This window comes from Paenibacillus sp. J22R98 (genome assembly GCF_059383835.1).
The window spans coordinates 147,321-168,497 of the sequence record NZ_JBXENW010000010.1; the positions used below are offsets into that span (position 1 = coordinate 147,321).

At 53.3% G+C, this 21,177-nt stretch carries 16 protein-coding genes; 6 read left to right on the top strand and 10 right to left on the bottom strand.

What is annotated here, in order from left to right; translation table 11 throughout:
• Positions 1-276: 276 nt before the first annotated feature.
• On the bottom strand, positions 277-1,740 hold the full coding sequence (locus AC50Y3_RS24635) for a DHA2 family efflux MFS transporter permease subunit (protein WP_494821372.1): 1,464 nt from the start codon (positions 1,738-1,740) through the stop codon (positions 277-279).
• 158 nt (positions 1,741-1,898) lie between these two features.
• On the opposite strand from AC50Y3_RS24635, the gene AC50Y3_RS24640 reads away from it, so the two are divergent.
• Both AC50Y3_RS24640 and AC50Y3_RS24645 read left to right on the top strand, forming a co-directional pair.
• Entirely contained in the window at positions 1,899-2,420 is a 522-nt protein-coding gene (locus AC50Y3_RS24640; RefSeq protein WP_494821373.1) for a PadR family transcriptional regulator, read from the top strand.
• Between the two features lie 159 nt (positions 2,421-2,579).
• Positions 2,580-5,897, top strand: coding sequence for a DEAD/DEAH box helicase (locus AC50Y3_RS24645; protein WP_494821374.1), 3,318 nt, complete (start codon positions 2,580-2,582; stop codon positions 5,895-5,897).
• An 81-nt stretch (positions 5,898-5,978) separates the two neighbouring features.
• Here the strand turns inward: AC50Y3_RS24645 and AC50Y3_RS24650 are convergent, their stop codons facing one another.
• Positions 5,979-6,368 carry a VOC family protein gene (locus AC50Y3_RS24650; protein ID WP_494821375.1) on the bottom strand — a complete coding sequence of 130 codons (390 nt, stop codon included), beginning with the start codon at positions 6,366-6,368 and terminating at the stop codon, positions 5,979-5,981.
• Positions 6,369-6,410: 42 nt separating this feature from the next.
• A complete protein-coding gene (locus AC50Y3_RS24655; RefSeq protein ID WP_494821376.1) occupies positions 6,411-7,595 on the bottom strand; it encodes a WD40/YVTN/BNR-like repeat-containing protein in 1,185 nt (394 codons plus the stop codon).
• A gap of 190 nt (positions 7,596-7,785) precedes the next feature.
• Here AC50Y3_RS24655 and AC50Y3_RS24660 point away from each other — a divergent pair, with 190 nt between their 5' ends.
• Positions 7,786-8,037, top strand: coding sequence for a hypothetical protein (locus AC50Y3_RS24660; protein ID WP_494821377.1), 252 nt, complete (start codon positions 7,786-7,788; stop codon positions 8,035-8,037).
• 121 nt (positions 8,038-8,158) lie between these two features.
• Here AC50Y3_RS24660 and AC50Y3_RS24665 read toward each other — a convergent pair whose 3' ends face one another.
• Positions 8,159-8,722 carry a hypothetical protein gene (locus tag AC50Y3_RS24665; protein WP_494821378.1) on the bottom strand — a complete coding sequence of 188 codons (564 nt, stop codon included), beginning with the start codon at positions 8,720-8,722 and terminating at the stop codon, positions 8,159-8,161.
• A gap of 459 nt (positions 8,723-9,181) precedes the next feature.
• On the opposite strand from AC50Y3_RS24665, the gene AC50Y3_RS24670 reads away from it, so the two are divergent.
• From AC50Y3_RS24670 to AC50Y3_RS24680, 3 genes are read left to right on the top strand one after another with little or no spacing between them, the layout of a single operon-like run.
• On the top strand, positions 9,182-10,252 hold the full coding sequence (locus AC50Y3_RS24670) for a LacI family DNA-binding transcriptional regulator (RefSeq protein ID WP_494821379.1): 1,071 nt from the start codon (positions 9,182-9,184) through the stop codon (positions 10,250-10,252).
• An 8-nt stretch (positions 10,253-10,260) separates the two neighbouring features.
• Complete coding sequence (locus AC50Y3_RS24675) at positions 10,261-12,648, top strand: alpha-L-rhamnosidase-related protein (protein ID WP_494821380.1); 2,388 nt, start codon at positions 10,261-10,263, stop codon at positions 12,646-12,648.
• Between the two features lie 11 nt (positions 12,649-12,659).
• On the top strand, positions 12,660-12,974 hold the full coding sequence (locus tag AC50Y3_RS24680) for a hypothetical protein (protein WP_494821381.1): 315 nt from the start codon (positions 12,660-12,662) through the stop codon (positions 12,972-12,974).
• A gap of 79 nt (positions 12,975-13,053) precedes the next feature.
• Here AC50Y3_RS24680 and AC50Y3_RS24685 read toward each other — a convergent pair whose 3' ends face one another.
• From AC50Y3_RS24685 to AC50Y3_RS24710, 6 genes are all read right to left on the bottom strand, one after another.
• A complete protein-coding gene (locus tag AC50Y3_RS24685; RefSeq protein WP_494821382.1) occupies positions 13,054-13,932 on the bottom strand; it encodes an ROK family protein in 879 nt (292 codons plus the stop codon).
• A 92-nt stretch (positions 13,933-14,024) separates the two neighbouring features.
• Positions 14,025-14,762, bottom strand: a complete 738-nt coding sequence (locus tag AC50Y3_RS24690) for an alpha/beta hydrolase family protein (RefSeq protein ID WP_494821383.1) — start codon at positions 14,760-14,762, stop codon at positions 14,025-14,027.
• The gene (locus AC50Y3_RS24695) at positions 14,755-16,044 is read right to left on the bottom strand and encodes a M48 family metallopeptidase (protein ID WP_494821384.1); all 1,290 of its coding nucleotides are present in this window, start codon (positions 16,042-16,044) and stop codon (positions 14,755-14,757) included. The genes AC50Y3_RS24690 and AC50Y3_RS24695 overlap by 8 nt, the downstream gene beginning before the upstream one ends.
• A 97-nt stretch (positions 16,045-16,141) precedes the next feature.
• Complete coding sequence (locus AC50Y3_RS24700) at positions 16,142-17,227, bottom strand: glycoside hydrolase family 172 protein (protein ID WP_494821385.1); 1,086 nt, start codon at positions 17,225-17,227, stop codon at positions 16,142-16,144.
• A 136-nt stretch (positions 17,228-17,363) separates the two neighbouring features.
• Positions 17,364-18,716, bottom strand: a complete 1,353-nt coding sequence (locus tag AC50Y3_RS24705) for an ABC transporter substrate-binding protein (protein ID WP_494821386.1) — start codon at positions 18,714-18,716, stop codon at positions 17,364-17,366.
• 2 nt (positions 18,717-18,718) lie between these two features.
• A complete protein-coding gene (locus AC50Y3_RS24710) occupies positions 18,719-21,004 on the bottom strand; it encodes a putative bifunctional diguanylate cyclase/phosphodiesterase (RefSeq protein WP_494821387.1) in 2,286 nt (761 codons plus the stop codon).
• Positions 21,005-21,177: the final 173 nt, after the last annotated feature.

Consider the following 21,177-nt stretch of genomic DNA (forward strand, 5'->3'; position numbering starts at 1 on the left):
GGGCCAAATAAGACCTCTGTGGTTCGTTAGGCGGCGAGCGCCTACCGGATCTGCAGCAGCGAATGTCTACACAATCTCCAGCACTGAACACTACCACATCTGCCGCATCGAAAGCCTACCACTTACCGCCTCAGCAACAGCGAGCATCTGCAGAATCTCCAGCCTCGAACGCCAGCACAACTGCCGCACCAAACGTCCCCACAATTTACAATTCACACACGCAAAAAAGCCTCCCCGTCGTCTATTCAGACAACGGAGAGGCTCCTATTCAATACATTACGCCGATTGCAGTTCTTCCACTGCAGCAACCTTCTGCTGCTTCGCCTTGCCAACGAACAGGGCAAGCGGGAACGCAACAGCAGCAATTAATGTCGCCAACAGATACACGTCGTTGACGCTCATCGTGAACGCCATGTTCGCGATATGCAGCTCGTTCTTATCGCCGGCCATCGCTAGATCTGTACCGTGAGCAACGGAACGCGACGCAAGCAAGGTGGTGAAGATCGCAATCGCGAAGGACCCGAATACGTTACGCGTCCAGTTGGAGATCGAAGATGCATGGCCAACCAGATGACGTGGAATTTGCTCCATCGCCGCGTTGCTGGCAGGCATCATAACCATCGCGATTCCAAGGTTACGAACCGTCATCCACCAGAGGATGTAGGAGTGAGATACGTCGATGCTCAGCCAGCTAAGCGTCAGCGTACCGAGCGCAAGCAGCGGAATCCCCATCGCCATCAACCAGCGAGGTCCGATTTTACCATACAATTTGCCGACAACGGGCATAATAAGAGCCATCGCCAAGGAAGCCGGAAGCAAGATCAACCCAGTATCCATAGCAGATACATGCTGGATGCGCTGCAAGAAGATCGGCGTCAGGAACGTACCGGAGTACAAGCTGATCGTCAGCACGATCGTAATAATCAAGTTAAGCGTGTAACGTCCGTACTTGAATACTTGCAGATCAAGCAGCGGAGTATCGGTCGTGAGCTCCCGCCAAATGAACAAGACCAGCATGATGGAACCGACGACGAGAAGCGTAATGATGCGCGCCGAATCCCAGCCCCAGTTGTGGCCTTGACCAAGCGCAAGCAGCAAGGACGAGCTGCTAACGATGACAGTAATAAATCCGATGCCATCGAAGCGCTTCGGCACGCTCAGACGATAGTAAGGAATAAACGCAAACACCAGCACGATCGAGATCAAACCAATTGGAATGTTGATCAAGAACAGCCATTGCCATGCGAAGTTTTCAAGCAGCCAGCCGCTGAAAGTAGGCCCAATTGCCGGAGCCATCATTGCGGCAAGCGACCATAGCGCAATCGCCATAGCTTGCTTCTCGCGCGGCACCACTTGATAGATGATCGCCATCGAAGCAGGCAAAATCAAACCGCTGAATGCGCCTTGCATCACGCGGAAAGCGATAAGCGAGTATTCATCCCATGATGCGGCGCACAGAACAGATGCAACAACGAAGCCGATAAGCGCGAATAAATAAAGCCGCTTATAGCTGAATTTTTCTCCCAAATAACCGACGATCGGGGCTAATGTCCCCATCGCCAGCATAAAGCCGGTCAGCGTCCATTGAATGGAGCCTAGTGTGGTATGAAAATGGTCCTGCAAAATCGGCAGCGCAATATTAATCGTACTCGATGCCAAAACACACAAAAAAGAGCCGACAAAGATCGCCGTCATGATCGGCCAAAACTTTACTTTGTCCTGCTGCTCCTGTTCAGTCAACTTGTTTTCCCCCTCAATACCAGAGCATCATCCCGAACTGGCACCTCTCCCGGCGCTAGTTGCACATATGTCGGTATTTACATATAATCAAAACCAATGACAATCATATACCACTACCAGTAATATGTCAAAACTGACTTATGGAAAGGGACCCAGCTATGAACACCCTTGCGTATGGACTTCTTAGTTTTCTCTCTTTTTCACCTGATTCAGGTTATGATCTGATGCTGAAAATCCAGTCCTGCTGGCCGGCCAAGCACAGCCAAATTTATCCGCTCCTCTCGCAAATGGAGAGCGACGGCTACGTTCGGCACGTGCTCGTCACCCAAACGGACAAGCCGGATAAGAAAGTGTACTCGATAACCGATACAGGCCGGGACGCGCTTCGCGCTTGGCTGTCTGTGCCTGCGAACGAACCGGTGACGCGTGATGAGCTGACGCTCAAAATATTCGCCATGGATCAAGGCAATCTGGCTGATAGTAAGCGTCAGCTTGAGCTGCGCGTCAACTACTGCCGTGACAGGCTGCACTGGCTGGATCGCAAAATCGAAATCTATGCCGCTAAAGAACCCCCTCCTTCACGGGGCATGCGGCTGCTGATGCAGCGAGGACGGTTCTCCATCCAGTCTGATCTGAACTGGGCGGAATGGGCGCTGGAACAACTGCAAGACGAATCGTAAAACAAAGAAGAGCTGAGATCCGGCCGACAGCAAGCATCCGGGATTCAGCTCTTTTTATTGCAATAAACTGGTGCGGCCGTGATCAAAACGGTTATGATGCTGATAGAGCTTCATTAGCAGACGTTTCCCTATAGGGCACAAAGGAAAGGAATTCCGCACATGAGTTACCATCTGACGCAGTCCGCCATCTTATCCATGTGCGGGCAGCTTTCTTATAAGAAAGGGGAATCCGCTTTCCGCAGCCGGAAAGTAGCGGTTACCTATTACGATCCGGACGCCGCGCGATGCGAGGCGACAGTCAAGCTGCAGGAAACGTTCGAGGTGGGCATCCGTTTCGATGACGACGGCGATGTTGCCGCCAGATGCACCTGTCCGTCCTTATCTTCCTACGACAAATATTGTTCCCATGTCGCAGCCGTCTTATTGCTCTTATACGATGCGCAGCAGAGCGGCCGTGCTCCGGGCGGGCAAGACGGCAGCAGCTCCGCCACTGGTTCCGCCGCCCTTGCCGGAAAGGCCGAGTCCGATGGCGAGCTGGCCCGCGAGCTGCTCTCGATGTTCGCGCCGCATAGCGCGAGAAAGTCGATTCGCAGCGCCCAAACACGGTTCGATTCCCGCGAACCGCTCGCCGTAACCTTCGTCTGCAAGCCGTTTACTTACGGCGGCGGCAAGCTGCTGTTTGGCATCGAGCTGAAGGTCGGAACGAAGCGGCCTATTATTGTACAGCAAGTTCGCGAGTTTCTCCGTCACATTGAACTCGGAGAACCGTTTGCGTTATCCAAATCGTTCGTCTATGATCCGCAGCTGCACAGCTTCCTGCCGGAAGACTTCGAGGTGCTCCGTCAGCTGATTGCGGTGCTGCAGCAGGAGCGTTTATACCAAGAAACGTCGAGCGTCTATGCCATACATGCAGCTCCGCTCAGCGGCCAGCGCATGCTGCCAATCCCGCCGGGCGCTTGGAAATCTCTTCTCGCGACATTGATCGGCGCGCCTTCGACGATGCTTGAGCAAGGCAATACCGTTTATCCATCCATCGCTATATCTGAGGAGCGGCTTCCACCACTTACATTCGATCTCGAGCAGCTTAATGAAAGCGGTGCTCCAAATCGCGATCGAGGCAGCTATCACATCCATGCACAAGGCTTGGACCAGTTGGTCGTCATTGAAGCCTATGGGCTTGTTCTCGCCGACGGCAGGCTGATCCAGCTGCCGCATGCCGCATGCCGACGACTGGCAGAGCTGCAGCAGCTGCAGGAGCGGTCCTCCTTGCCTTATATCCCGATTTTGCCGGAACAAATCGAGCCCTTCATGGAGCGCGTCGTGCCGGAACTCCTGAAGCTGGGCACTGTCCATATCGCGGAAGACGTATCGCGCCGCATCACGCACCGGCCGCTCAAAGCCAAGCTGTTCCTCGACCGTATCCGGGACAGACTGCTGGCAGCGCTGGAATTTCACTACGGTGACTTGATCATCAATCCGCTGGAATCGGAGAGCGAGGTCCGCACGAACGGCCCCATTCTCGTACGCGATGGCGAGCAGGAACGCCAAATCCTCACGCTTATGGAGGAGGCATCCTTCGCTAAGACGGAAGCCGGCTATTTCTTGGGCGACGAGGACAGCGAGTATCACTTCCTCTATCATGTCGTGCCGCAGCTGGAGAAGCTGCTTACGGTGCATGCCACTTCGGCTGTCCGCACGCGCATTCACACGGGAAGCGTGCCGCCGATTGTGAAGGTGCAGTTCAACGAGCGGACGAACTGGCTCGATTTCAAATTCGATATCGAAGGAATACCCGAAGCTGAAATTCGCAGGCTGCTGAAATCCATTGAGGAGAAGCGGAAATATCACCGCTTGGCAACCGGCGCTCTAATGCCGCTTGAGACGGAGGCCATGCAGGAAATCATCCGCATGATCAATGAGGCTCGTTTTACGCTGAAGGATCTGCGCGATTCCGGCATTTCCATCCCGCTCTTCCGCGGTTTGCATCTGATGGATACGCCAAGACAAGGCAGCTCGGTCAAGATCGATAAGCCCCTCCGGCAATTGCTGGAGAACCTGCGGAATCCCGATAATTTAGATTTCGAGCTTCCGGAAGGAATGTCGGGCGTGCTGCGGGACTATCAGACCTATGGCTATCAGTGGATGCGGACGCTTGCGCAGTATGGCTTCGGCGGAATTCTCGCAGATGATATGGGGCTGGGCAAGACCGTGCAGGCTATCGCTTTCCTGCAATCGTTCCTGCCCGATATTCGGGAAGAACGCCTGCCTGCACTGATCGTCGCTCCCGCTTCCATCACCTACAACTGGCGTAACGAACTGCGTAAATTCGCGCCGGATCTTCGGGTGGCCATTGTTGATGGCACGAAACAAGAACGAGATGCTATTCTGCGTAAGAGTTCTACGCTTGACGTCTTGATTACATCCTATCCGTTGCTGCGACGCGACATCGAAGCTTACGCAGGCATGTCCTTTCACACCTTGATTCTGGATGAAGCACAAGCATTCAAGAATTACACGACGCAGACGGCCCAAAGTGTAAAATTACTGCAAGCACGGCATCGCTTTGCGCTAACGGGGACGCCGGTGGAGAATCGACTGGAGGATTTATGGTCGATTTTCGATGCCGTATGTCCCGAGCTCTTCCCGGCAAGACGCGCCTTCGGCGATCTACCGCGCGAAGTAGTCGCCAAGCGCTCGCGTCCGTTCTTGCTGCGCCGCGTGAAGACCGACGTCCTGAAGGAGCTGCCGGAGAAGATCGAGTCCACGCAGGTGTCGAAGCTGCTGCCGGAGCAGAAGAAGCTGTATGCGGCTTATCTCGCCAAGCTTCGCGAGGAAACGCTGAAGCATCTGAACAAGGATACGCTGCATAAGAATCGGATCCGCATCTTGGCCGGTCTCACCAGACTGCGCCAGTTATGCTGCCATCCTGCTCTCTTCATCGAGGACTACGAGGGCAGTTCAGCCAAGCTGGAGCAGCTGCTGGAGCTGATCGACGAATGTCGCGAAGCAGGCAAGCGGCTGCTCGTATTCTCGCAGTTCGTGGAAATGCTCAAGATCATCAAGCTGGAAATGCAGCGGCGCGAAATCCCCCATTTCTACTTGGATGGCAGCACGCCATCTTCGGAGCGTGCCGAGCTGAGCACAAGGTTCAACGACGGCGAGCGGGACTTGTTCCTCATCTCGCTTAAGGCCGGCGGCACCGGACTTAATCTCACAGGTGCGGACACCGTCATTCTCTATGACCTCTGGTGGAACCCTGCCGTAGAGCAGCAGGCCGCTGACCGTGCGCATCGCATCGGGCAGAAGAAGGTCGTCCAAGTCATCCGACTCGTCTCCGAAGGCACAGTCGAGGACAAAATGTACGAGCTGCAGCAGCGCAAGAAGAACCTCATTGACGAGGTGATCCAGCCTGGTCAGGAAGCGCTCTCCGCCCTCACCGCCGAGGAAATTCAGGAGTTGCTTATGGTGGAAGGATAGAGACGCTATAAACGGAAAAAGGCCGACTCCCCGCGTAACGTTACGGCATGTTACGCGTTCGGAGTCGGCCTTTATTTGCAATCAGGAGTCCTGTCGTGCGGCATTGAGCTCAATCACATTATGATCGGGATCAAGCAAGAAGATCTGAGAGAAACCCGTGATGCTATTGCGGTTGTGGCGATGCGGAATATCGCACCGGTTCAGCCAATCGATCGTTTCGTCAAAGTCGGCCACGCGAATCGCGAAATGTCCGTCCCGCGTATCAATGCCCCCGGCGCGCTTCGTCTCGCCCTCATGCACGAGCAGATGCAGCTGCTGGCCACCGCTGCCAATAGCATACCAAGCTCCTTCAAAATCAAACGCCGGCCGCTGAATCTCCCGCAAGCCGATCACATCCCGATAAAATGCCTTCGCTCGCTCGATATCCGTGACGATCAAGCTGACATGATGAATGCCCTCGTGGTGAATCATCGCGCTCGTTCACCGCCTTTTTTAGCCCTATTATACCATCATTTACCGAGGCTCTGGCAGTGAAAATCGTTTCGTCCACGTCTTCCCGCCATCAACCGTCCGATAGACGCCGGACTTCGACAGGCTCGTTACCGCCAGATAGCCGGTCGTCGGTGATACGAACGAAAGCTTCGCTTCATACCCCGGCACGGTTATCGGCAAATTGCTCCATGTCTTGCCATCATCAAGCGATCGGCCGAACTGTAGATTATCCAGCGCCCCGCTTCCGGCAATGAGGAATGCTGCTTGGCGCCCGATTACCGCCATATCTGTCGGTCTTCCCGCGGGTCCGACAAGCGTACCCGCAGGGGCAACCGGCCCAGGCGCCGGTCCGCCTCCCGCAGTCGGACGCGAAATCACTTGCTTCCAGTGCGCGCCTGCATCCGTAGTATGGTACAGCGAGTAGGACGTCTGCGACATGCCGGAATCACCGTAGAGCAATACCCAAACATCCGAGCTGTCCGTTCCATAGATGGCTCCGCCATAGTTGACGTTGGCTTTCACCTTGAGAGAATCGGTCCAGTGGACACCGCCGTCTGTCGTACGTTTCACCTCATAACCGCCGGCTGCCAGCACCGTAATGACCCAGCCTTTATCCTCGGTTATGAAATGCACAAAACGGGAATTCGGCGGTGTCGTCAGCTTCGTCCATGTCTGGCCGCCATTGGTCGTCTTGAAGGTGAAGGCGCGCGTAAATCCATAGCCCACTTTCTCATTCAGAAAATCAATCCGATCGAAACCATACTGTCCTGTCGGCACCCAAGTATAGCTGCTGCCGCCATTTGTCGTTTTCAGCAGCGTATTCTGCTTCGTTGCACTCGTCTTCGCCAGCACATAGCCGACCGAATTCGTTAAAAACTCGATCTGGCTGAAGCTAAGCTTACCTGTATTATAGATCGCTTGCCAGTGGCAGCCGCCGTCCGATGTGCCGATCATGAAGCCGTTCCCCGCCGCGCGTCCGATGTTCGCGCCTAAGAACTGGATCGCCTGCAAATGCGGAGCGTCCGTGTCGGCCATCGCCGTTAAGTTTAGTCCGTGATTATCGGTTCTGCAGACTGCAGAAGCCTCCGGTTCAGGCGCAGCCGCCGCCTTTGCAGAAGTAGCGTTGTACCCCGGCACAAGTATGGATGTCCCAAGCAGCACCGCCATCGCGAGCACAAGCATCGCAAATCTTGTTCCTCTTATCATCCTCATCACCTCATATTCGTTAATTACCCAACAAGCCCTATTCTCTATCTCTTCTTCCTCTGACGAGTGAACGAAGCAACCAGTTGCAGGACATTGGACCAAAATCTAACACAGCTTTTACAATTCTCACATCTTCCTCTAATCATTCCTTGCTATACTGGGTTCAAATAAGCCGCAAAGGAGCTGCCCCATGTCCACGTCTTCGAATTCCAGCATCATCTATACCACAAGATTGAGCGAAAGCGACACCATGACCAACAAACTGATCTACCAAGTGAAGCAGAATCAACTGTCAGACCGAGAGTTAATCAGGCTTCAAGCCCGCTGCAGCAAAGAACTGAGTGATCTGCGCAACGAATTGAACATCCTGCTTCAAGAGCTTCGCACAATCGCAGATCGCAGTCATACGGACAAGCCCCTTTCCCCTTCGAAAGCTGCCTAATCCTCGTGCTCATCCTTATTTTCACATTCCTCTTACTTCCTGCCTCACCCACAACCAAACCCTGACTAAGCCAAAACAAGCCCGCGGTCACTTTATTCAAATGCCGGGGCTTGTTTGTATTTTATTCGCCTGCGATATCCCAGCGGTGGCGGTATTGCTCCAGCTTGGGATGCAGTGCTTGGGATGGCTTAGAAGCCAGCAGCAGTCTTAATTTGACGATCCACTCCTCGAAAGAAGAGTAGGAGGCAAACAGATTAGCCGTCTCCGGCGTGACATACAAGAAATAAGGAGAGGGGTAAGACTCTGCCAGATGGCGAAGCGCCGCCTCGATCGGCGTATATTTCTTCCGCTTGCCCTCAAGTCCCTCTATGATAATGGTTAGCCGACCGCTTCCACCAGCACCGCCGACTTCATGCTCAGCTTCAAACTCACGCTTCCAGTCATGCAGCCGATCCAGCCTTTTATAATAAGGCAGCACGGTTTCCTTCGTCATCCGTCTGATTGTCTCTTCATGCAGCGGGTACAGCACCAGCTTGGCAAAACTAAGCTTCACCGCCGTATCCACAGCAAAGGCAAGTCTCTCGTTTGACATCCGCTGGAAAGAATCGTACACAATCATAGTCCCTTTCAGCTGCTCCTTAGGCGGCTCGTAGCCATATGGAACGGTTTGAGCGATGCGGTTCAAATGGATCCTCTCCCTCCCCAGGTACTCTTTACCAGTATGCAATACAGAGTATACCCTGGCAATTATGAAATCATGTCGCACTTGCGAGGCGTAAAACGTTTTAATTGAGCGTCTCGCGCCGAAGTACGCCAAAAGCCAATAGCCGACTTCGGATTGGATCCAGCGCAGCTAACCGACCGATCACTCTAACAAATCGTAGAGGCCTTATTTGCCCGAAAATAGCCTCTTTTCAGTTCTAACGAATCGTGTGGGCCTTATTTCGGGAAAATGGAGCGAAAATGGGCATCTTGACACAAAATAAGGCTTGTAGGATTCGTTAGATTTTCAAACTCGCTCATTTGGTTGAGATAAGACCTCTGAGATTCGTTAGAGTAAACTAGGTTAACAAATTCCATTTATTGACGCTCTTAAATCGGTGTGCTACGTTACCCCTATAAAACGTTTTTAGAGGGTCGAGCGATGAAAAAATCAGACCGCAGCGTCACGATCAAAGATATTGCGCGCGAAGCCGGCGTATCGATTTCCACGGTTTCTTTCGCCTTTAACGGCACCGCTCCTGTCGCGCCCGAAACGAAGGAGCGCATCTTCGAGGTCATTAAACGGCTGAACTATCAGCCGAACTCTGCTGCCCGCGGCCTTGTTACTCGCAAAACGAACAATATCTGTTTATTTACGCCTCATCCTGCTTCTCATTTCTTCTCCTTTTCAGGCAACAGCGTGTTTCCCCACCTGCTGCAAGGCATCGGCGAGATTCTGGATCACAAGGATTACAATCTGCTTATCTCCTGGGATAACCTTGGCCATAAAGCCAAGACGCCTAAGCTCATCAAGCTGATGCGCGAGCGAGCCATGGACGGCGTGCTGATCTGCTTGCCGAGTCACGATTCCTCTGTCATTGAAGAGCTGCTCGAGCATCATTTTCCCATCGTCATCATTGGCAGCAACGGACTGAAGAACCAGGTCAACTCCGTCGACGTCGATAATTACGATATCGCCTACCGCAATGTACAGCATCTGCTTGCGCTCGGGCATACACGAATCGCCTTCATCAGCCCTGGGCCGCTCGAATTTCTCGTGTGCGAGGACCGGCTCGAAGGCTACCGAGATGCACTTGAAGAGGCGGGAATTCGGTACCGCGAGGAGTATCTGTATATCGGCGACGATCATGAACGAAGCGGTTACGGCGCTACGGCTGCTTTTCTTAGCTTAAAGGAGCCGCCGACTGCCATCGTATCCGGGCGGGATGTTCAAGCTGTGGGTGTATGCGAGTATGCAAAGGAGCACGGCATCTCCATCCCGCATGATCTGGCGCTCATCAGCTTCGAAAACTCGGAGCTTGCTGAGAAATACGGCATTTCATCGGTAACAACAGATCTCTACGAGATCGGCAAGGAAGGCGCGAAACTCCTCTATAAAATGCTCACCCGCAAGAAAGAACGCAGTGCTCAGAATATCGTCATCCCCTCGGAGCTCATTATTAGGTCCAGCTGTGGCGGCGCGAATCAGAAGATAAACCATTCCGGGAGGTAGGATTTCATATGTTTCAATATGCACGGCCCATTTGGCCGGAAGGGCTAGAGCAGGAAATGAATTGTACCGGCGGCTTCAGAGCTCAGTTTCAAGGGACTGCTCGTGGAACTGAACGCCGAATTGTTAGAGTCACGGCTTCCTCCCGTTATCGTGTCTATGTGAATGGTCATTTCTGCGGACATGGTCCAGCGGCAGGACCGCATGGCTATTACCGCGTGGATGAGTGGGAGCTCTCCCCGAATGTTGTACAGGAAGGCTTGAACATCGTCGCCGTTGAAGTGGCCGGCTACAATGTGAACAGCTTCTATACGCTTGATCAGCCTTCTTTTGTCCAAGCAGAGGTTGAGATTAATGGCGTTGTCACGGCGGCAACAGGAGATCCGGCGCGAGGCTTCGACGTGTTCGTGCTGCCGGAGCGTGTGCAGAAGGTGCAGCGATACAGCTTCCAGCGCGCTTTTATGGAAGCCTATCAATTGGATGCACATGTCCATGAATGGCGTACGAATGTGGATTCGTTTCCCGCTTCTCCTGCAGCTTGGGATGCGGTTGAAGAGAAACAGCTCCTGCCGCGGCGGGTAAGTTATCCGGACTTCGCGGTGAAAGCTCCGGCTGCAATCGTTGCCTCCGGTACTGTCGCAAGACGCTCAGATACAGGTGCTGATGCAACTGCCCCTTGGCGGGACCGCGCATTAACCGGAATTGGCCCCTTGTTCAAAGGCTTCGAGATCAGCGAGCTTACTCTGCTGCCTACGGATGAGCTGGGAGAGCTCGTGACGAGCCGGCGGAGTGAGACGGCAGCAGTTGCGTATGAAGGCAGCCCGTTGCCGATTGAGTTTGGAACACATGACACGTCGATACTGGCTTTTGACCGCAATTTATCCGGATTTATCGGCATGCAGTTCTCTTGTACGCGCGCTTCGCGCATTGCGATTACATTCGATGAGATTCTCTCAAATGGCGATGTCGATCATCTTCGGCTGGAATGCTCTAACGTCATCCATCTGACTTGCGAGCCTGGTGCTTATACCTTTGAATCGATAGAGCCCTATACGCTGAAGTATATGAAAATCATCGTTCTGGAGGGTGACTGCCTCCTATCTGGCTGCTCCTTGCGAGAATACGCAAATCCGGATACGGATCGTGCCGAGTTCAGCAGCTCTGATGAGGCGCTAGGCAAGATCTTTGAAGCTGCGCGGGAGTCGTTCCGCCAGAATGCCGTAGATATTTTCATGGACTGCCCATCACGCGAACGGGCAGGCTGGTTGTGCGACAGCTTCTTCACGGCCCGTGTGGAAGCTGATTTGACCGGTCACTCCATCATTGAACATAATTTTCTCGAAAACTTCGCGCTGCCGGAGCATTTCGCACATCTGCCGGAGGGCATGCTGCCTATGTGTTATCCCGCGGATCATTGCAACGGCGAGTTCATCCCCAACTGGTCGCTGTGGTTCATTATCCAGCTGGAAGAATTCCGTTTCCGCGGCGGGGATGAGACGCTAATCCGTTCCTTGCAGCCGCGAGTGGATGCGCTGCTGCGTTATTTTGAAGGCTTCCATAATGAATTTGGACTGCTTGAGAATTTGGAGAGCTGGGTGTTTATCGAATGGTCGAAGGCGAACAGCTTTGTTAGCGGCATTAATTTCCCTTCCAACATGCTTTACGCAGGGGCGCTGGAAGCAGCAGGACGGCTCTACAATAACGAAGGCTATCTAGCGCAAGGCGCTGCACTCAAGCAGATCATCCGAGAATTCTCGTTCGACGGGGAGTTCTTCGTGGATCAGGCGATTGAGAATGCGGACGGCGAAATCGAAATGACCGACAACCGCACCGAAGTGTGCCAATACTACGCTGCATTCTTCGGGATTGCGGATGCTGAAGATCAGAGCGAGTGGTACGCGAGCCTTGTTCATGATTTCAGCCCGAGCCGCGGCGCGGACGAGCCAACAATCGCCGATATCAGCGAGATCCATTCTGCAAATGCGTTTATCGGCTACTATTTACGCATGGAACTGTTGTCGCAATTAGGTGCGTCCGCGCAGCTGCTGGAGGAAATCAAAGCTTTCTTCGGCCGCATGGCCGAGCAAACCGGAACGCTCTGGGAGCATAATCGGACGACTGCGAGCTGCAACCACGGTTTTGCCTCCCATGTTGTGCGCAGTCTATACCGCGATGCGCTTGGCATCGAGTCGCTCGATCTGTCGCAGCATAAGCTGTCGATCGCTTTCACGGACACGGAGCTGCAATGGTGCAGCGGGAAGCTGCCGACACCGGAGGGGCTTGTTGAACTGGAATGGCGCATCGAAGGCGGGGAGCTTCGTTACCGCATAACGGCACCGTCGCAGTTTACGATTGAAGTGCGTAATTTCAGCGGGAAGCCGCTTGTTCGCGAGGAGTAGGAGGAACGCATATGTCGCAGTATGAGCAAATGTACAATGAAATCGGCGATCAGCTGGTCGTGAGCGATGAAGTCGTGAAGGGCAGCATGTTCGGTGCAAAATGTTTGAAAATCAACAAGAAAGCCTTTGCCATGTTCCACCGTGGCAACATGGTCTTCAAGCTGCCTTCGGACAATGGCGCCGCAGCTCTAGAAGGCGCAGGGACATTCGAACCGTCCCCCGGCAAAGCGATGAAGGGCTGGATCCAGGTCCCGCCCGACCACGCGGATCAGTGGGAAGAGTTATCAGGCACAGCGCTCCGCTATGTGCGCTCGCTGAGCGAGTAGCCGAGTAGCACGAGAAGGCCTCGCACAAAAAAGCTGCTCCAAAAGTCGCCTAGGCAACTTCTGGAGCAGCTTTTGTTCATTATTTCGCGCCTAGCGCACGCAAACCGAGTGCCAATGCACCGCTCAAGCCGGCGTTGTCGCCAAGACCCGGTGGCACGATGTACTCGTCGATGCCGCCAAGCAACGCTTCCGCGCTGACATAACCGTTCAGGTTCTTGCGAACCTCTTCGCGGATCATCGGGAAGAGATGCTCTTGATGCATCACGCCGCCGCCTAGAATAATACGCTTCGGCGACATCAGCAGAACCGCGCTCGACACGGCTTGTCCGATGTAGAAAGCCTCCATTGCCCATGCCGGATGATCAGCCCCAAGCTCGCTGCCTTTCACTTTCCATCTGCCTTCAAGTGCCGGGCCTGCGGCCATGCCTTCCAGGCAATCGCCGTGATACGGGCAGAAGCCTTCATACGTATCCTCAGGATGACGACGCGTGAGCACATGTCCGCCTTCCGGATGAACCAAACCATGAACAAGCTTGCCTTCCGCATATACGCCGACGCCGACACCGGTTCCGATCGTGTAATAGAGGCAGCTGTCCAGTCCCGCAGCCGCACCCCAAGTTGCTTCCCCCAGCGCCGCTGCGTTTACATCGGTATCCCAGCCAAATGGAACATCGAACACGTTGCGAAGCTCCGGCAGAAACGGGTAATTGCCCCAGCCCGGCTTTGGTGTAGTCGTCACATACCCGTATAACGGGCTAGCTGGATCAATGTTAATCGGACCGAACGAGCCGATGCCAATGGCTTCTACTTCTTTCTCGCGGAAATACGCGATTACGTTCGCCAGCGTCTTCTCCGGCTGCTCGGTCGGGAAGCTCACCCGATCCAGAATTTCGCCTTTCTCATTACCGATCCCACAAACAAACTTCGTGCCGCCGGCTTCAACCGCTCCAATAAGCATTTTGCCCAGTTCCTCCCAGTCTTTGTGTCACCATGATTAGTTTGTATATTATGCAAAATAGCAAAATTACCAGCGAACAGCAAGACTTAGTTCTAGATAATCCCGCTAAGCCAGCCCCATACCGCCTGCAGCGTCAGCCACTGGTTCGACAAGCCCATCCGATTCGTATACGGGGCATGCTCTCGAAAGTAATCCGCATGTTTGCCAATAATCGGTACGCCGCAAGCTCCGGCTGGCCCATGCTTATCCGGCTGCCATACAGGCAGAATACCGCGCCGCCCCCGAGACCAGCCGCCGAATGTACCCAGCCGGCTTATCGTGTCAACCGCTCGATCGCTAGCCGAGTCCGACTCCACCGTGGCATGAACAAACAGCACCGACTGCCGCAGCTCTTGCGCTATGCGGCATCTCGGCGAGCCAATCATCACAACCGGGCTAGGTGCCCCGCCCTCTTGCTCATGCAGAAGCTTCGCCGCTTGCACGGCTGCTACGCCACCGCCGCTGTGGCCGATCAGAATCGTCCGGCCTCCATGCTGCCCGCGGCGAAGTCGGCCGGCCTGAATGTCCGCGACGGCTCGCCTCCCGCCGATCGAGCGCGAAGCCCCCTGAGGGCTAAGCCGCATATCGCGCCCGATTTCCCAGAGCTGCGGGATAACGTTCCGGCTCCAGTCTCCATAAGGGAAGAGCAGCTGTGACGCAACAACCTCGTAGCCTTCTCGGGTCAGTATAGCATGCAGCGCAGCGCGAAAGCTCTCCATGAATTGCGGTGCAGTCGCCAGACCGCTGAGCAAATAGAGCGATACTTCTCCTTTTACAGGAGCATTACTCATGCGTTCCTTCCCCTTTATGCTCACGTTCGAATTTCATGGCCGCCGCAATGCGCTCCAGGTCGCTTGGATGCGTATCCCGGAACCAACGTACGAGCAGCGGCGGGTTCAAATCGCTCAGCGTAATAACCGCCGTCTTCTGCTGCATCGAGATGGAGCCCTCCGCACTACCGAGCAAATCCATCGCATACGCATCGGCTGCGGATTCCGCGCCGCGCGAAACGAAATTGCTGACCGGCAGCGATGCGAAGGACAGCACCGCGATAATAAGCAGTAGAAGCGGCAATGCCGTCATATCGGAGCGGCTGCGAATGCCGAAGCGCTCCCCATAGCGGCGGATACTCCATGTATAGATCCAGCCCCCGACAACTATAACCACAAGCGAGGAACCAACAGCACCCAATGCGCTCCACTCTAAGTGGTGCATCACATAGTGCCCCATCTCATGCGCCATAATGAGCAGAATTTCCTGCTCTGTCAGCTGTTTGAGCGTCGTGTCCCAAAGCACGATTCGCAGTGAATTGCCGATCCCTGTCACATAGGCGTTAATCGCATTCGTCTTGGTAGACATATCCGCCTCGTACACGCGATCAGCCGGGATATCCGCTTTGGCGGCGAGCTCCAGAATACGTTTCTCCAGCTGCGGATCAGACAGCTCCGTAAAATGATTGTACAGCGGATCAATGACGACCGGCTGCACGTACATCATAAACAGCGTGAACGGTACGGAAATCAGCCACAGCTTCAACCACCATCTGCCCTTGCGAGAGAGAATCCAGAACGCAACCGCAGAAACAGCCAGCAGCGTCACATACCCCACACCGAAGGCAACCAGCTTATCCCGAATCCAGCCCGGCACCGGCTGCGTCGTAATGCCATAAGACTTCGACAAGCTATAGCCAAACACACGAAGCGGTAAGTACAGCAGGAACGAGGCCGCATCTACTAGCAGCACGAACAACGGAAAACGAACAATAAGCGGAAGCCCCCGGCGTTCCAAGGCATCCCGCCAATATCGACCCAGACCGCCGAAGAGCAGAAACAGGTAAATCAGCCATTCCCATGGTCCGCTAATGAAGAAAATCCAATTGCGCATCGCGTTTAACACTGCGCTGTCTTTCAATTGTTCCGCGCTGAAGAATGTCGCCGGATCGCCGGCGGTTCCGACATAGGCAGCCGGTACGTTATTCGGTGACGTAAACCAGACATACATAGCCATTAAGACCGCATAAACGGCTGTTACTGCGATCCATTTCCATAAACCGGCGAACTTACGAGAAGACATAGGTTGGCACCTGCTTTTCCAATGATTAGGTTGAGATTATCATAGCACAGAAAAGAAGCCGACTCATCTTGAGCCGGCTTCCATCCATATACACGAATTAGATAACTTCACGCTCATCATTACCCGGCAAGGCTGGGAATGGCGCATGCGGTTCTGCTTGATACCAGAAGGTAGTCGAAGCGATATCGCTTTGCTGAGGCAGGTAGCGGCCGCCGGAACGCCAGCCCAGATCTTGAATCGTGACGCGCAGCTCGGATTCGAAGCGGATCGGATCCTGCACATGCCAGCGATACATTCCGAAACGCTGTTGGCTGCGATACAGGCCATCCGGCTTAATCACTTGGTGCATACCGAGGAACGGCGTGGAGTAAACCCCGTATTGCCCCTGCGGATGCTCCCAGTTCCATGCGCCGCCGAAATAATCCTCTGTGCCTGTTCCGCAGATCGTCGGGAACTCGCTGTCCCCGTCCATGAAGAACTTGATTTCGCCTTCGCCCCACCAGCCGGTATTGTTAACCTGCCAAGCGAGGTAAGTGCCGACGTAATGGCCTTTACCTTTAACGCCATCAATAAGGGTATGGACATCCTTGTAAGCGACCGGATTGCTTCTTCTCCACTGAGCATGGAAATACGCCATATCCTCCGGCACTTCCGTAAGGGTGTAGTCGATTTGATAGTACAGTACAGCATTCTCGCTTGTTGACGTATTCTCCATCGTTAGGCGTGCCGAACCGCGGAAAGGCATTTGCCAGTAGCTGTTCATACCGCCGGCCGGATTGACCGCAACCGGGAACGAATTCACATTGCAGCGCTCTTGCCAGCCATTACAGAAGAAATCGCCGACGGGCACTTCCACGGAAGGCGTTTCTTCATTGTCCCAATAAATGCGGAAGATCAAGTTGCGCCATGAACCGGGATGACAGGTAAGCCAAATATGTTGAATCGCGCCGGGTCCGGCAATTTCACCCATAGTAAGCGTTTCTCCTGCTGCAATTTGGACCGACGGCGATACCTTCCAGCCTACACCCAAGTCACGCGCGCAGTTTGCACCTGTACCTTCAGCGGCCATGCCGCCCTTACCTGGCTCACCCGTAAAGTTCTCCGGGCTGATCGATCTTGTTTTGGCATTCGACAATCTTGCTAGGTTTCCAATTCCCATATCCAAGCCATTAAAGTTATACACGCTGTACACTCCCCACGATAGAATGAAAACGGTTTACTTATGTAACATGGCACCTATGCTACTCCCGACTGGGACAAACTGTCAACGTTTTTTTACAAAAAAAGCAAGTCCGCCACATGGCCGGACCTGCTTCTCGTTAATGCTGCATGAGCTCCTGCTGTTCTTTCCAAAAGGCATTCCATTCCGCCAATGTATCCTTCACCGATGCTTCCCCGAGGAGCATCTGCTGTTCCGCTTTGGTCGAACGCTTCTCCCATTCCAAGTAGCTCGGATACTGAATCGGCAGTCGATAATACAAATACTTATCCGGGTTATTGGTCATCTCAATCAACGGCTTATAGGGACCGGTTATAAAAAAGGGATCTGACGCAGCAGTCGTATGTATCGGCACCAGTCCATACCGTTTGCCAAAGGAGATGTTCTTCTCCGGGCTCGATAGGTATGCGATCAGCTTCCATGCCTCTTCCTTGTGCAGCGATTGTGCGGGAATTCCCCAGCCTGCCGCACCGACTGTAATTAACGCTTTCCCGTTCGGACCTGTGGGCATCGAAGCTGTAGCCCAGGTACCATGCGGCATTTTGGCCTGAAGCGTCTGAATAACATCCGAATCCTGGAGCAGCATCGCCGTCTGACCCGAGGTGAACGCATTGACCTGCTCTTCGAAACCCGAATACAGGGACTCCTCCGGCGAGGCATTCTTATAAAGCAACGCGAACAACGACAGTGCCTGCTCCGCTTCAGGCGACGAATATGCACTCGTGCCGTCCTTGCGGAAGGCGCCGTCATCAAGGTTCATCTGATCGCCATTGTACGTCCGGATCATCGTATCAAAGATCGAATTGGCTCCCTTCGCACCGCGGAAGGAGAAGCCGTAGCGATTCTTCGCGGGATCGGTCAGCTTCACGGCCGTCTCGTACAGCTCCTGCCACGTTGTCGGCGGAGTCAGCCCCTGGCTGTCGAACCAATCTTTGCGATAATAAAGCTGCCGTTCGTACAAACCATTGGCCAGGAAATAAAGCTGTCCCTTCACACTGCCAACATTCAGCGGAATCTCCGCAACGGTCGAGAAATCCTTCCACTTCGCTGCATACGTATCCAGTGGATCTATGTACTGTTTACTCACATAATCGGCAATATTAACATCCCGTACCTCGATAACATCGAGATCTTGTTTAGCAGCCAGCATCGTCCGAATCGTCTCGTCCGCTTGGTCAAACGGAGGTGAGATCAACTCCACATGAATCATCGGATTCTCTGCCTCGAATTCCGCAATCTGCTCTTTCAAAATGCCCGTTCGCTGAGGGTTCGTCAAACTCTCCATCATCTTAAGGGTAACCTTCTCTATCGGAGCATTCGCCTGCACCTGTTCGCTCATGAGACTGGCATCTTCCGAATTCGAATGGTTCTTGGCGCTGCAGCCTGTGGCTACAGTCAACATCATCAATGCGTAAACAAACGGACGCAGCTTTCTAGTAGGATGAACTCCCATAGCTATGGCCTCCTGCCTGCATAACTGGCATTTTCGACTAGGCGATGCGCGCAATCCTCCGGCAAGAGAGGGCGGCTGAATATATATCCCTGAACATCGTCGCAATTCAATTCACTTAGCAGCTTCACTTGCTCCATCGTCTCGACGCCTTCGGCAGTCACGCTCAAATTCAAGCTGTGCGACATGACGATAATGGCTCCGACAATCGCCCGTTCCTTCGGGTTCTCAATCATGTCGTCCAAGAAAGACTTGTCCACCTTGAGACGATGGATGGGGAAGTTCTTCAAGTAACTGAGCGAGGAATACCCGGTTCCAAAATCATCGATCGATATTTTGACGCCCAGCTCCGATAGGCCTTGCAACGTAAGAATGACCTTCTCGACATCCTGCATCGCAATGGATTCCGTAATTTCAAGCTCCAGATACTGCGGTTCAAGGCCTGTTTGCTGCAAGACATTCGACACCGTTTCTATAATGCTGTTGTTCTGGAATTGATGGATGGATAAGTTAACGGAAACCTGCACCGCTGGTAATCCGTCATCCTGCCAAGCCTTATTCTGCTTGCAGGCCGTATATAGAATCCATTCCCCGATCGGAATGATGAGGCGGGAATCCTCGGCAATCGGGATAAATTCAGCCGGCGAGATGAGCCCATGCTCATGATGCCTCCACCTGACAAGCGCCTCGACGCCGGCGATTCGTCCGGTTGCAAGCTCATATTGCGGCTGATACATCAGCAGCAGCTGCTCCCGCTCCAATGCCTTGCGCAAATCCCGCTCCAGCGACAGATTGCCATACGATTTCTTCTCCATCGCCGCATCGTAGAATCGGTGGCTGCTCCGACCGCTTTCCTTGACGCTGTACATGGCCATATCGGCATTCTTGATCAGCGACTGTCCGTCCTCACCGTGCTGCGGATAGATACTGACGCCGATACTGGCGGAAACAAACAATTCTTTGTCCTGATAATAGATTGGCTGCTGAATTAGAGCTGCAATTTCATAAATAACCGTTTCAACCTCGTCGTACTCGCCGATTTGAGGCATCAATACAAGAAACTCATCACCGCCAAACCGCGCAATGGTGAATGATTTATCGAGCTGCCGCTTCAGCTTCTCCGAAATATCAATGAGCAGCTTGTCACCCGCACCATGTCCGAACGTATCGTTAATGATCTTGAGTCGATCCAGATCGATAAACAATACGGCAAAACGTTGTCCATACTGCTTAGCGATGCCGATCTCCTTCTCCAAGAGTTCATTAAACAGCTTGCGGTTGGCCAAGTCCGTCAAATGGTCGTGATAGGCCATATAGCGAATTTTGGCTTCGCTTCGCCTGCGTTGGTACAAATAGTTAAGCAGATACGTCACGATCGCGATGGTGAGCACACTTGCGAGCGTCGTATTGCGAATTTTACGCGTATCCTTCACCAGCTCCGAGACCGGAATCACCGCCTCCACCTTCCAGCCGGCGGTGGACAGCTTGCCTGCCACAATCAGCTGCCGCGTACCGTCCACCTTGATCGTAGCGGTATCGATGGAAGACAAAGAAGCATCCTTGTCGATATTGGTCCAATTCAGCTCAGGAATGGCATATACGTCTCCTTCACTGGCACCGCGGGCTGTGCTTAGCAGGCGATTACTTCCTCCCAGCAGCACAATTTCACCGCTGTCGCCCAGCTGTCTCTCCGACAAGGTATCATTCAGCACACGAGTACTAATTTCAACCAAGAGCAGATAGCGTTGTCCCGAGCCCAGCGTCATACTGCGGCTGATGGCAAACGACGACAAGCCGGACATGTAGCCCTTACTCTTCGTTTCATGCCATACGATTCTGCCTCCGGTCAAAGCTTGTTTATACCAATCCGTATGTGTGTAGTCGATACTTGGTACATCAGGGGGGGTTGTCGTGATTGCTTTTAGTTGAGAATCCTGAGGTAAGAGGTGGACGGCCGTAATTTCGCCTTTACTGAAGAAACGGACCGCAATGGTTGTTTTGATGGCATTCGCAGCGGTATAGCGATCCAACTGGCCGCTGCTCGAGCTGCTGTAATCGGCCAAATTGCTTAAGATCACGCTGTCCGTAATAAAGTTATAAGTCAGATCCTCGTAATTCCGTAACGTGAGATTCAGCTTATCGACAGACTGCATCACCATCTGCTGCGTGGAGAGCGTCATCTTCTCTTTCAGAATCGACTTGGATTGGGAATAGGAGAAGAAGCTGATTCCGGCGACAAGCATGGTAGAGCATAATAATATAAATACAAAGGGCTTGAAATTCGCCTTCACAAACTCCGCCTCCTAATTCAGCTTCTTTATCTATGTATTGAAGCGGTATTTTCGACAAATTGCACCAAAAATCGTGCTTTTGGACTAATCTGATACTAATGTACCACACAGTCGTTAGTAAAGTTATTTAGTAACTGTTAGATTTCTATTTATTCTTCAAAAAAAACAAAAAA

Bases quoted from the DNA above. Each gene is read 5' to 3' on its own strand.
- AC50Y3_RS24640 (WP_494821373.1), top strand. From the start codon at position 1,899: ATGAACACCCTTGCGTATGGACTTCTTAGTTTTCTCTCTTTTTCACCT.
- AC50Y3_RS24645 (WP_494821374.1), top strand. From the start codon at position 2,580: ATGAGTTACCATCTGACGCAGTCCGCCATCTTATCCATGTGCGGGCAG.
- AC50Y3_RS24650 (WP_494821375.1), bottom strand. From the start codon at position 6,368: ATGATTCACCACGAGGGCATTCATCATGTCAGCTTGATCGTCACGGAT.
- AC50Y3_RS24655 (WP_494821376.1), bottom strand. From the start codon at position 7,595: ATGATAAGAGGAACAAGATTTGCGATGCTTGTGCTCGCGATGGCGGTG.
- AC50Y3_RS24660 (WP_494821377.1), top strand. From the start codon at position 7,786: ATGTCCACGTCTTCGAATTCCAGCATCATCTATACCACAAGATTGAGC.
- AC50Y3_RS24670 (WP_494821379.1), top strand. From the start codon at position 9,182: ATGAAAAAATCAGACCGCAGCGTCACGATCAAAGATATTGCGCGCGAA.
- AC50Y3_RS24675 (WP_494821380.1), top strand. From the start codon at position 10,261: ATGTTTCAATATGCACGGCCCATTTGGCCGGAAGGGCTAGAGCAGGAA.
- AC50Y3_RS24680 (WP_494821381.1), top strand. From the start codon at position 12,660: ATGTCGCAGTATGAGCAAATGTACAATGAAATCGGCGATCAGCTGGTC.
- AC50Y3_RS24685 (WP_494821382.1), bottom strand. From the start codon at position 13,932: ATGCTTATTGGAGCGGTTGAAGCCGGCGGCACGAAGTTTGTTTGTGGG.
- AC50Y3_RS24690 (WP_494821383.1), bottom strand. From the start codon at position 14,762: ATGAGTAATGCTCCTGTAAAAGGAGAAGTATCGCTCTATTTGCTCAGC.
- AC50Y3_RS24695 (WP_494821384.1), bottom strand. From the start codon at position 16,044: ATGTCTTCTCGTAAGTTCGCCGGTTTATGGAAATGGATCGCAGTAACA.
- AC50Y3_RS24705 (WP_494821386.1), bottom strand. From the start codon at position 18,716: ATGGGAGTTCATCCTACTAGAAAGCTGCGTCCGTTTGTTTACGCATTG.